Origin of the sequence: Arthrobacter jiangjiafuii (assembly GCF_018622995.1) — a bacterium.
GTDB classification, from domain to species: Bacteria; Actinomycetota; Actinomycetes; order Actinomycetales; family Micrococcaceae; genus Arthrobacter_B; species Arthrobacter_B jiangjiafuii.
Genome location: NZ_CP076022.1, coordinates 3,183,240 through 3,194,338 on the forward strand (window position 1 = coordinate 3,183,240; position 11,099 = coordinate 3,194,338).

10 protein-coding genes and 1 tRNA gene are annotated in these 11,099 nt (G+C 67.4%); 8 read left to right on the plus strand and 3 right to left on the minus strand.

The window, feature by feature from the left end; all coding sequences use genetic code 11:
• The first annotated feature begins 129 nt into the window (after positions 1-129).
• Positions 130-206: transfer RNA gene (locus KKR91_RS14915), tRNA-Pro, on the plus strand.
• A 200-nt stretch (positions 207-406) separates the two neighbouring features.
• On the opposite strand, the gene KKR91_RS14920 is transcribed toward KKR91_RS14915, so the two are convergent.
• Together KKR91_RS14920 and purD are read right to left on the minus strand one after the other, a co-directional pair.
• A complete protein-coding gene (locus KKR91_RS14920) occupies positions 407-1,300 on the minus strand; it encodes a phosphoribosylaminoimidazolesuccinocarboxamide synthase (protein WP_210227638.1) in 894 nt (297 codons plus the stop codon).
• A complete protein-coding gene (gene purD, locus KKR91_RS14925) occupies positions 1,297-2,637 on the minus strand; it encodes a phosphoribosylamine--glycine ligase (protein WP_210227637.1) in 1,341 nt (446 codons plus the stop codon). Before purD ends, KKR91_RS14920 begins: the two co-directional genes overlap by 4 nt.
• A 99-nt stretch (positions 2,638-2,736) precedes the next feature.
• Between purD and KKR91_RS14930 the strand changes: the two genes are divergently transcribed.
• The 6 genes from KKR91_RS14930 (at position 2,737) to purM (ending at position 8,992) form a co-directional block, all read left to right on the plus strand.
• The gene (locus KKR91_RS14930) at positions 2,737-4,521 is read left to right on the plus strand and encodes a molybdopterin-dependent oxidoreductase (protein WP_237687400.1); all 1,785 of its coding nucleotides are present in this window, start codon (positions 2,737-2,739) and stop codon (positions 4,519-4,521) included.
• 4 nt (positions 4,522-4,525) lie between these two features.
• Positions 4,526-5,533, plus strand: a complete 1,008-nt coding sequence (locus KKR91_RS14935; protein ID WP_210227636.1) for an asparaginase — start codon at positions 4,526-4,528, stop codon at positions 5,531-5,533.
• A 2-nt stretch (positions 5,534-5,535) separates the two neighbouring features.
• Positions 5,536-5,925: a sterol carrier family protein gene (locus tag KKR91_RS14940; protein WP_210227635.1), complete on the plus strand. Its 390-nt coding sequence runs from the start codon at positions 5,536-5,538 to the stop codon at positions 5,923-5,925.
• 25 nt (positions 5,926-5,950) lie between these two features.
• Complete coding sequence (locus tag KKR91_RS14945) at positions 5,951-6,238, plus strand: hypothetical protein (protein WP_210227634.1); 288 nt, start codon at positions 5,951-5,953, stop codon at positions 6,236-6,238.
• Positions 6,239-6,311: 73 nt separating this feature from the next.
• Entirely contained in the window at positions 6,312-7,880 is a 1,569-nt protein-coding gene (gene purF, locus KKR91_RS14950) for an amidophosphoribosyltransferase (protein WP_210227632.1), read from the plus strand.
• The gene (gene purM / locus KKR91_RS14955; protein ID WP_210227631.1) at positions 7,877-8,992 is read left to right on the plus strand and encodes a phosphoribosylformylglycinamidine cyclo-ligase; all 1,116 of its coding nucleotides are present in this window, start codon (positions 7,877-7,879) and stop codon (positions 8,990-8,992) included. Before purF ends, purM begins: the two co-directional genes overlap by 4 nt.
• Before the next feature lie 206 nt (positions 8,993-9,198).
• Here purM and KKR91_RS14960 read toward each other — a convergent pair whose 3' ends face one another.
• Complete coding sequence (locus KKR91_RS14960) at positions 9,199-9,435, minus strand: DUF3073 domain-containing protein (RefSeq protein ID WP_210227630.1); 237 nt, start codon at positions 9,433-9,435, stop codon at positions 9,199-9,201.
• A gap of 276 nt (positions 9,436-9,711) precedes the next feature.
• Between KKR91_RS14960 and KKR91_RS14965 the strand changes: the two genes are divergently transcribed.
• Positions 9,712-11,082 (plus strand): septum formation family protein, encoded by a 1,371-nt coding sequence (locus tag KKR91_RS14965; RefSeq protein ID WP_210227629.1) that lies wholly within the window; start codon positions 9,712-9,714, stop codon positions 11,080-11,082.
• Positions 11,083-11,099 lie beyond the last annotated feature (17 nt).

Sequence of the window (11,099 nt, forward strand, 5' to 3'; positions counted from 1 at the left end):
GCTCCCGGGCGCAGCCGGCAGCAGTGTATTACCGCCGCAGGCAAGCCCGGTTTCGCGGAATCCTGCCTCATCGTCTACACTTGTAAAGTTGCTTGACCGGCGGGGAAACCCGCTTTACGGCAGTGGTTACGGGGTGTGGCGCAGCTTGGTAGCGCGCGTCGTTCGGGACGACGAGGTCGCAGGTTCAAATCCTGTCACCCCGACCAAACCGCAAAAGGGTCCATCATTTTTGATGGGCCCTTTTTGCTGTGCCTTCCCGGATGACCGGGGTCCCCGGCCGCCCATCGAAATGGCCAACGGCACCCGCTTCGAATTCCTCACCGCTTCACCGGTCCAAGCCCTCGAACAGGCGACAGGAACTGCCGCGGCGTAGTCCACCTGACCTTCGAGCGCCAGCCGAACAGCGCTAGTTAAACGCCTTGCCCGTCAGTCGCTCGTAGGCCTCGACATAGCGGGCGCGGGTGCGCTCGACGACGTCGGCCGGCAGCGCGGGCGGCGGGGCGTCCGAGGCCTTGTCCCACCCGGATTCGGGCGAAGTCAGCCAGTCCCGGACGTACTGCTTGTCGAAGGACGGCTGGGCCTGTCCCGGGGCGTACAGCGCCGCGTCCCAGAAGCGGGAGGAATCCGGGGTCAGGACCTCGTCGCCGAGCGTGACGACGCCGCTGGACGGGTCCAGGCCGAATTCCACCTTGGTGTCGGCCAGGATGATGCCGCGTTCCCGGGCGATCGATTCGGCCGCCGTGTAGATCTCCAGGGTCAGCGAGCGCAGCGTTTCAGCGGTCCCGGTACCCACGGTCTCCACCACGGCGTCGTAACTGATGTTCTCATCGTGTTCGCCCACCTCGGCCTTGGCCGACGGCGTGAAGATGGCCGGTTCCAGCCGTGAGCCGTCCACCAGGCCGGCCGGCAGCGGCACTTCGCACACGGTCCGGGACTGCCGGTATTCGATCAGTCCACTGCCGGTGAGGTAGCCGCGGGCAATGCATTCCACCGGGAACATGTCCAGCTTTTTGCAGATCATCGCCCGGCCCGCCACTTCCGCCGGCACGCCTTCGTGAGCCGATATCACATGGTTGGGAACATCCAGCTGGTCAAACCACCACAGGCTCAGTTGGGTCAGGATGCGGCCCTTGTCCGGGATCTCGGTGGAGAGCACATGGTCGTAGGCGCTGATCCGGTCACTGGCCACCACCAGGACCTGCTCCCGGGCCCCCGGTGCGGAGAGGTCCGCCGGAACGTACAGGTCGCGGACCTTCCCGGAGTAGGCGTGGGTCCAGCCGGCCAGTTCGGGGGCGCTCATGCCAGGTCTCCTTCTCGGTTCGGGTCCGTGGGGCCGGTGCGGTCCGGAACGGCGCCGGATCCCGCGGGCACTGCCACTTCGCCGTTCAGCGCCTTCAGCGCAATGTCGGTGCGGTGCTGGGAGCCGTCCAGGGTGATGGCCTCAACCCCCGCGTAGGCGAGCTCCCGGGCGGCCTGCAGGTTCGGGCCCAGACCGACGACGGCGAGCACCCGCCCGCCGGCGGAGACCACTTTGGCCTCCTCGTTGAGCCGGGTTCCGGCGTGCAGCACGTGCACGCCGTCGATCTTCCCGGTCTTTTTCAGTCCGCGGATACGGTCGCCGGTGCGGGGAGCGTCCGGATAATTCGCGGCGGCCACCACCACGGCCACTGCCGTCCGCGGATCCCATTTCAACTGCTCCATCGGATCCAGCTCACCCTTGGCGGCAGCCATCAGCAGCCCGCCGAGCGGGGTGCGCAGCCGGGCCAGCACAGCCTGAGTTTCGGGATCGCCGAAGCGGGCGTTGAACTCAATCACGCGCATGCCGCGCGATGTCAGTGCCAGTCCGCAGTACAGCACTCCAACGAAGGGGGTCCCACGGGCAGCCATTTCGTCGATGGTGGGCTGCGCGACCCGGGTGATCACGTCCTCCACGAGGTTGGACGGCACCCAGTCCAGCGGCGAATAGGCTCCCATGCCGCCGGTGTTGGGGCCCTCATCGCCGTCGTATATGCGCTTGAAATCCTGGGCCGGGGCCAGCGGAACCACGTTGCGGCCGTCGGAGAGGACAAAGAGGGAGACCTCGGGGCCGTCCAGGAATTCCTCGATCACCACGGTCCCGCCGGCGTCGAAGCAGGCCTGGGCGTGGGCAAGTGCCTCGTCCCGGTCGGAGGTGACCACCACGCCCTTGCCAGCCGCCAGCCCGTCATCCTTCACCACGTAGGGGGCGCCGAAGGTGTCCAGCGCATCGGCTGCCTGTTCGGCGTTCGCCGCCACCCGGGCCATGGCGGTGGGAACATTCGCTGCCGCCATCACCTGCTTGGCGAAGGCCTTGGATGCTTCGAGCTGCGCGGCGGCCTGTGACGGACCGAAGACAGCTATCCCTGTCTCCCGCAGGGCATCCGCGACGCCCGCGGCCAACGGGGCTTCGGGCCCGATAACCACCAGGTCCGAGCCCAGGCTGCGGGCCAGCGCGGTTACCGCCGCCGGATCGCTGGCATTGATGTCATGCACGGGAACCATTTGTGCGATACCGGCGTTGCCGGGGGCCGCGTGCACCTCACGGACATAGGGGTCGTTGAGCAGGGATCGGACAAGGGCATGTTCGCGGCCGCCGGGGCCAACAACGAGAACCTTCACAGTAGTTCAGGGTACTGGGTGGGTTCCGGCAGCCGAAAGCACGGACCGGCGTGTGACGCGGCCACCCATACCCGCGCCGGACTGCTGCGAATAGCATCCATGACGGACTCCCCGACGCCTTCGCCCGCACGGACCCGCATCCGGTCCCTGTTTCGGCCCCGCCCTGTACTGTTGTACGCCGCGCTGGCCGGAATCCTCGCTGCGGCGACGGTGCTTGCCGTGGCCGAGTTGGCCGGAGCGTTCTTTACGGCGCGGGCCCGGCCGCTCCTTGCCCTGGGCTCCACGTTTATTGACTTCACTCCCCTGTGGCTGAAGAACTTCGCAGTTGAAACCTTCGGCACCAACGACAAAGCCGCCCTCTTTGCCGGGATGGCCGTGACCATCACCGTGCTGGCAGCCCTGGCGGGAATCCTGGCCAGGCGCCGCTGGGCGCTGGGTGTTTCCGCCGTCCTCATCATGGGAGCGGTGATCGTGGCCTGCGTCCTGACCCGCGCCGGTGCCACTGTCCTGGATGCGGTTCCGACCCTGCTCGGCACCGCCGTGGGGATCGGCGTGCTGCACGGCCTCATCCTGCGGATTCCGGCACCGGATTCCCCGCCGCCTGTTGCGGTTCCTGAACAGCAGGTGGATAGTGGATCCCGGTCGGCGGGCGCCCCTGCAGCAGAGCCCGCCAACCGTCCGGTCTCGGCGGGGGACGGTCAGAACGACGGCGGTGCCGGGGTTGCCATCGGCAGCCCGTCCCCCGCGCACCGACCCGGTGTCACCCCGGAGCAGGACCTTGCTCCCCGCACTGATCTCCCCGCTGGCTTCCGCCCCGGCCGGCGCGGCTTCTTCGCAGCGGCCGGGCTTACCGTGGTGCTGGCCGCTGCGGCAGCAACCGGCGGCCGAGCCATCGCCGCAGCCCGCAGCGCCACATCCACGTTCCGGGCCTCGCTGAAGCTGCCCGCCGCCGCTGATCCTGCCCCACCCCTTCCCGCCGGCCTGCAGTCCCCGGTTCCCGGAGTGACGCCGTGGCTCACGCCCAACGCCGACTTTTACCGGATCGACACCGCGCTGAGCGTGCCCGAGGTGGACGCCGAAACCTGGGAGCTGCGGATCCACGGGATGGTGGAGGAAGAAATCCGGCTCAGCTTTGCCGAGCTGCTGGACGCGGACCTGGTGGAACGCCACCTCACCCTGACGTGCGTTTCCAATCCGCTGGGCGGCGACCTGGCCGGGACTGCCAAGTGGCTCGGGCTGCCGGTGCGGGAGCTGCTGGCCCGGGCGCGCCCCACCGCCGGCGCGGACATGGTGCTCTCCACCAGCATCGACGGTTTCAGCGCCTCCACACCCCTGGAGGTGCTGCAGGATGACCGCGACGCCCTGCTGGCCGTGGGCATGAACGGCGAGCCACTGCCGCCGGAGCACGGCTATCCGGTGCGGATGGTGGTGCCGGGCCTCTATGGCTTTGTGTCGGCCACGAAATGGATCATCGACATGGAGGTGACCCGTTTCGACGCGCACAGAGCCTACTGGACCGACCGCGGGTGGGCCGAGCAGGCGCCCGTCAAGACGATGGCACGGGTGGAGGTCCCGGCGTCGTTCGCCCGGGTGCCTGCCGGCCCCGTCGACATTGGCGGCACAGCCTGGTCGCAGCAGCGGGGCATCACGGGCGTGGAAGTGCGGATCGACGACGGCGACTGGCAGCCGGCGGTCCTGGCGGCGGAGGCGTCGGTGGATACCTGGCGGCAGTTTTCCTTCCGCACAGCTGCCCTGGATGTGGGCAACCACACGGTGCGGGCGCGGGCCGCTGACCCGCGGGACGGTGTGCAGACCGACGCGCGTGCCGACACGGTGCCCGACGGCGCCTCCGGCTGGCAGTCAGTGCAGTTCATGGTGGAATAAGAACATGCCTGCCACTTTTACTGCGTCCGATGCCGTTGAACTTGCCGTTGTGGAACGCAACGGTTTTATCGAGTCCCGCCATATCGGTTCCGCCGTCGTGATGGCTGCGGACGGAACCGTCGTCACCGCCCTGGGCGACATCACCACGCCCATCTTTCCGCGCTCCACGCTCAAGCCGTTCCAGGCCGTGGCCGCAATGAAATCCGGGGTTCCGCTGCGCGGGCCGCAGGTGGCGCTGGCCGCCGCCAGCCACACCGGGTCCAAGGAGCACACCGACGTCGTTCTGACCATGCTGGCCGCGGCAGGAGTGACCGAAGACCACCTGCAGTGCCCTGAGGACTGGCCGCAGGACGAAGCAGCGCGCCACGCGCTGATCCGCGCCGGCAAGGGCAAGAACAAGCTGGCCTTCAACTGCTCGGGGAAGCACGCTGCGTTCCTCTGGGCCTGCACCGAAAACAACTGGGATCACGCGACCTACCTGGATCCGCGGCATCCGCTGCAGGTCCGGATCGCCGAAGTCTTCGAAGAATTCACCGGTGAAACCATCCGGCACTGGGCCACCGACGGCTGCGGTGCGCCGCTGGCCGCCGTCTCGCTCACCGGGCTGGCCCGCGGCATCGGCCGCCTGGCCAAGGCACCCTCGAGCAAGCACGGCGACGCGCGGGCCGCCACCGTGGCCACCGCCATGCTGGACTACCCCTGGGCCGTCCACGGCGTCGGCCGGGAAAACACGGTGGTGATGGAGGACCTGGGCATCATTTCCAAGAACGGCGCCGAGGGTGTCCTTGTCCTGGGCACTGACACCGGCGTTTCGGTGGCCCTGAAAATGCTCGACGGCGACACCCGCGCCGCGTCCCTGGTGGGCCTGACCCTGCTCGCCGCGTCCGGCGCCGTCGACGCCGGGAAGGTTGGCGCCGTGCTGGATAAGATCATGCGGCCGGTGCTGGGCGGCGGGGAACCCGTGGGCAGCATCCGTCTGGGCGCGCCCGTCACGGCTCTGCTGGAGTCCTAGAGATGGCACGGCGCCGCGTCCCGGCGGCCCAAGGCGAGGCGGCCCTGCGCACCGCCCTGGCCTCCATGGCCGAGGAGCCCCCCGCGGCCACGCCTGACCGGAACACCCTGGCCACCGCGGTGCGCTTCTCCTTGGAGGAAATGGCCGAGCGCGCGCCGGGTAACAGCGTAGAGGTCCGGGTGCCACCCTTCGGCGTCACCCAGTGCGTCGCGGGTCCCCGCCACACCCGGGGCACCCCGCCGAACGTCATTGAAACCGACGCCGCCACCTGGCTCGCGCTGGTTGCCGGGCGGCTCGCCTGGAAGGACGCCGTCGGCGGCGGAAAAGTTGCCGCGTCGGGGCTGCGGGCCGACCTATCGGAGTGGCTCCCGCTGTTCCGTGCAGCGGGCTGATCTCTACTCCCGGTAGAATTTCTGTATGAATTCCGAGCAGCACAGCCCCGAACGCCGTGAAATCACCATCCGCCGCGCTCCCCGCTTCGTCCCGTTCCTCGCACTCGGCGTCATCGCCGGGTTCATCGCGGCGCTGGTAGTTGCCTACGCGGGCCCGGCAGATCCCACGTACACGCGGGAAGCCACCCTGGGATTCTTCACCATGATGTTCGCGATCCCCGGCGTCTGCCTCGGCGCCCTGGCCGCCCTGCTCCTGGACTGGATCAGCGTCCGCAAGTCCCGGCGCGCCATCGTCGAACGCGACGAAGACTAGCCCCCACCGCAAAGCGGACGTAATGGTTCCGCTACAAAGTCCGGTGTGCTCGCGGGCGTGAGAGACTAAAATCATGGCACGCGGTGATGGAAAACTTTCCCACGATCTCATGCCCGGCGAGAAGGGTCCGCAGGACGCCTGCGGAGTATTCGGAGTCTGGGCCCCCGGCGAAGAAGTAGCAAAGCTCACGTATTACGGGCTATACGCCCTGCAGCACCGTGGACAGGAATCCGCGGGCATCGCCACCAGCGATGGCAAGCGAATCAACGTCTACAAGGATATGGGCCTGGTCTCCCAGGTCTTCGACGAAACCACCCTGAACACTCTTGGCGGACACATCGCCGTCGGGCACTGCCGGTACTCCACTACCGGCGCCTCCCATTGGGCCAACGCACAGCCAACCCTGGGGGCAACTGCTGCCGGCACTGTGGCTCTGGCCCACAACGGCAACCTGACCAATTCAGCCGAACTGTACGAAATGATCGTCGAGCGCGAGGGACGGCCGCGGTCCGGGGAAATCGCCCAGGGCAACACCTCGGATACCGCACTGGTCACAGCCCTGCTCAACGGCTCCGACGGCCGTTCCCTGGAAGAAACCGCAATGGAGCTCCTGCCCAAGCTGCGCGGCGCTTTCTCCTTCGTGTTCATGGATGAGGGCACTCTTTACGCTGCCCGCGACACTTATGGTGTCCGGCCGCTGGTGCTGGGACGGCTGGCCCGGGGCTGGGTGGTGGCCTCCGAGGGCTCCGCCCTCGCCACCGTGGGAGCCAGCTTCATCCGCGAGATCAAACCCGGCGAATTTATCGCCATCGACGAAAACGGTATCCGCAGCAGCACCTTCGGCGAGCCGACACCTGCCGGATGTGTCTTCGAGTATGTCTACCTCGCCCGGCCCGACGCCGTCATCAGCGGCCGCTCGGTCTACGAGAGCCGGGTGGAAATGGGGCGCCAGCTCGCCCGTGAACATCCGGTGCAGGCGGACCTGGTGATTCCGGTCCCCGAATCCGGCACCCCCGCAGCGGTTGGCTACGCCGAGGAATCCGGCATTCCCTTTGCCCACGGGTTCGTAAAGAACTCGTATGTGGGGCGCACCTTTATCCAGCCCAGCCAGACGCTGCGCCAGCTGGGCATCAAACTCAAGCTCAACGCGCTGGAATCGGTCATCCGCGGCAAACGGATCATCGTCGTCGACGACTCGATTGTCCGCGGCAACACACAGCGGGCCATCGTACGGATGCTGCGGGAGGTCGGCGCCAAGGAGGTTCACGTCAAAATCTCCTCCCCGCCGGTCCAATGGCCCTGCTTCTACGGCATAGACTTCGCCTCACGGGCGGAACTGATCGCCAACGGTGCCGCCGTTGAGGAGATCTGCGCTTCGGTGGGTGCCGACACCCTGGCCTATATCTCCGAGGAAGGGATGATCGGTGCCACCCAGCAGCCGCGCGAGCGCCTGTGCACCGCCTGCTTCACCGGCGAATATCCCATCGAACTTCCCTCCGCCGACCGGCTGGGCAAGAGCCTGCTGGAGCCTGAATCCCCCGCCAACCCCGCGGGCGACGCCGGAGCCAACGGCTGCGATCCCGGCCCCGATGCCGAGTACGAGAATCTCCTCACTACATCCGATAAGAAGGAAGCCGTATGAGTTCGTCCGACACCGCCATCACCTATGCCTCTGCGGGCGTGGACGTTGAAGCCGGAGACAAAGCCGTTGAGCTGATGAAGGCTGCGGTCAAGGCCACCCACAACTCCTCCGTCCTGGGCGGGGTCGGCGGCTTCGCCGGACTCTACGACGTATCCCGGTTGCTGACCTACAAGCAGCCGCTGCTGGCCACCTCCACCGACGGCGTGGGCACCAAGGTTGCCATCGCGCAGGCAATGGACATCCACCACACCATCGGTTTTGACCTGGTGGGCATGGTGGTGGACGACATCGTGGTGGTGGGCGCCGAGCCGCTGTTCATGACCGACTACATTGCCTGCGGCAAGGTGGTGCCGGAACGGATCGCCGACATTGTGCGTGGCATCGCCGCCGCCTGCGAAGTTGCCGGCACCGCACTGGTGGGCGGCGAAACCGCCGAGCACCCGGGCCTGCTGGGCGAACACGAGTACGACGTCGCCGGCGCGGCTACCGGCGTCGTCGAGGCGGGCAACCTGCTCGGCCCGGACCGGGTCCGCAGCGGAGACGTGGTCATCGGCATGGCGTCCTCGGGACTGCACTCCAACGGCTACTCCCTGGTCCGCAGCGTGGTGAACCACGCCGGCTGGCAGCTGGAACGCCAGGTGTCCGAGTTCGGCCGCACCCTGGGCGAGGAGCTGCTGGAACCCACCCGGGTCTACGCGGCCGACTGCCTGGACCTGGCCCGCCTGGAAACCGCCGGCGTCCACGGCTTCAGCCACATCACCGGCGGTGGACTCGCCGCCAACTTGGCCCGCGTGCTGCCCAAGGGCCTCGAAGCCACCGTTGACCGCTCCACCTGGGAGCTGCCGCCGGTCTTCAAACTCGTGGCCGAGCTGGGCAACGTACCGCAGCCCGATCTGGAACGCACGCTCAATCTCGGGGTTGGCATGGTCGCCATTGTCGATGCTGCCGGCGCCAACGCTGCCATCGCACGCCTGGCGGAGCGGGGAGTTCCGGCCTGGGTCATGGGGACCGTTGGACAGGGCAGCGGGCCAGGCACCGGCCCGGACTACGTCCAGGGCGCCAAGGGCGTCGACGGCGGAGCGGTCCGTCTGGTCGGGAACTACGCGGGCTAGACTCCCCCGCCGGCGGTCATCGCCAGCCAGAGATGGGAAAAGGGTGCTCCTTCCGCGGAAGGAGCACCCTTTCCCATCTCCGCCGGAACCACCGCACAGTGCAGCTGTTCCTGCGGTAACGGCCATGCCTTAACGGTCTTCAGCGGACCCACCCGAAGGGTGATCCGCTGAAGGATAGCAATTGGCCGACGCTTTGAAGTCCCGCTCTAGCCGGTGCGGCGGGAGGAACCTTCATCGTCGTCATCGTCGCCAAATTGATCCGCGTACTTATCTTCGTACGCCGAGTAGTCCGGCTCAGCCGGTTCCTCGGGATATCGACTCGATGGACGGCTCGTTGGTCCCGCAAGCTCACGCTGCAGTGCCGAGTAGTCCGTGGCCGGGGTGAAGTATTTCATTTCCCGGGCCTGCTTGGTTGCTTTTGCCTTTTGACGGCCGCGCCCCATGGCGTGACCCCCTTTTTGCGTCGATCCGGAGGTGGTCGCTCGTTAGCAGATGAGCGAGGCCCCGGAATATTTGGTCAATTTGTCGTAAGTACAGGTTACATGTTTTCGGGCCGACCTGTGCCCCGCCCCGCCCTATGTGGCGCGGGACGGACCATGTTAACCGGCGCCCTTTGAACCTGCTTGTCCTGCATTGCCCCTCAGATACTGGGTAAAGTCGAGGGTAGAGACAGAATTGGGGCCCTTCCGGGCCGCCTACAGGGAGGACACCCGTTCACCATGAGCGATAAAAATAGCACGCCCGGGGCCGATCCATCTCCCCCCTCGGGCGCTTCGGCGGCAACGGGAGACAAGGTTTCCAAGGCCGCGCCGGCAGCTGCCGGGGATCCCGGCCTGCCCGATCTGCAGGCCCACGTTGAGGCACCCACCTGGTTGTCCGGCGGGGAAGAGCACGACGCGCAGATTTGGTCCGGCGCGTTCGATATTGGGGCCGGCTCGCAGGGCGGGGGCGACGCCGGCAAGGAAGCCGCTGCGCAGAGCGATGCCGACACCGTGCCCGCCGACGATGAGGGCAAGGAAGCCGCGGAAAGCGGGCTCCCGGCCGAGCCGGAGGTGACCAACCCGGACGACGTCACCCTGGAGAACCCCGTACTGGCCACTCCCGAGGTAGGTTCCGAAGCCGCCGAGGCCGCGTCCCTCGACGAGACCGCCGCCGAAGTCAAGGCTGTGGAAGCCGAAGCGGCGGATGCTGCCGTGCTGACCGACCCGGCAGCCAACCGCCCTGATAAAGACAGCGCGGACAAAGACGTCCCTGCGGCTGACGAGACTGTGCAGGTTGCCGAGCCTAAGCAGGCTGACCACGCTGAGCAGGACGCCGAGACTGAGCAGGACGCCAAGACTGAGCAGGTCGCCGCGACTGAGCCTGCCAGCCCTGAAACCCGCGGCGCAAGGGCCGTCGACCACACCCCGGCCGTCGACCACACCCAAGGCATAGCGGCAGCGGCGCCCATGACGGGCGAACACCCTTCCGGCGGATCTGACCTAAAGGGGAAATCCGCAGCGCCGGAGTCCACCGATGAGTCACCGGCCCCGGAAGCGCCAGGGAACACGGCCCCTGCCCCGGGGTCACGCCGCGCCCTCCGTACGGCCGAGACCCCGGTCGTCGACGGAAACGGCAAGGGCGGCAGCAAGCGCCTGCTCCTCGTCATCGGCGGGATCGCCGCTGTCGTGGTCCTCGCGGTGGTGCTCTTCCTGGTGCTCGGCAATTCCGAGAAGGAACCCGGAGTCCTTGAAGAGGACGTGGCGCCGATCGAGCTCGAGACCGGCGCCTGCCTGAGCGGCTTTGCGGGAGTGAATGACCCCACGACCGTGGTCACCTGCGAAACCCCGCACAATGCGCAGCTGGTAGCAACGGCCACCTACCCCGAGGACGACGAGTTCCCGGGCGCCGATGCACTCTCACAGCGGGCCAATGAGGTCTGCTCGAGCGTCCGCTACACCGAAGCTGCCACCCAGAATGCCGACCTGGGTCTCCAGGTCAGCAAGGCTGTCCCCACACCCGAGTCCTGGAAGGACGGGGACCGCCGGGTCGACTGCTTTGTAGTAGCAGACGAAGGCCAGGAGCTGACTGAATCCCTGATTGAGCAGTAGGCCGGCTTGAGGAGCAG

Bases quoted from the DNA above. Each gene is read 5' to 3' on its own strand.
- KKR91_RS14920 (WP_210227638.1), bottom strand. From the start codon at position 1,300: ATGAGCGCCCCCGAACTGGCCGGCTGGACCCACGCCTACTCCGGGAAG.
- KKR91_RS14930 (WP_237687400.1), top strand. From the start codon at position 2,737: ATGACGGACTCCCCGACGCCTTCGCCCGCACGGACCCGCATCCGGTCC.
- KKR91_RS14935 (WP_210227636.1), top strand. From the start codon at position 4,526: ATGCCTGCCACTTTTACTGCGTCCGATGCCGTTGAACTTGCCGTTGTG.
- KKR91_RS14940 (WP_210227635.1), top strand. From the start codon at position 5,536: ATGGCACGGCGCCGCGTCCCGGCGGCCCAAGGCGAGGCGGCCCTGCGC.
- KKR91_RS14945 (WP_210227634.1), top strand. From the start codon at position 5,951: ATGAATTCCGAGCAGCACAGCCCCGAACGCCGTGAAATCACCATCCGC.
- purF (WP_210227632.1), top strand. From the start codon at position 6,312: ATGGCACGCGGTGATGGAAAACTTTCCCACGATCTCATGCCCGGCGAG.
- purM (WP_210227631.1), top strand. From the start codon at position 7,877: ATGAGTTCGTCCGACACCGCCATCACCTATGCCTCTGCGGGCGTGGAC.
- KKR91_RS14960 (WP_210227630.1), bottom strand. From the start codon at position 9,435: ATGGGGCGCGGCCGTCAAAAGGCAAAAGCAACCAAGCAGGCCCGGGAA.
- KKR91_RS14965 (WP_210227629.1), top strand. From the start codon at position 9,712: ATGAGCGATAAAAATAGCACGCCCGGGGCCGATCCATCTCCCCCCTCG.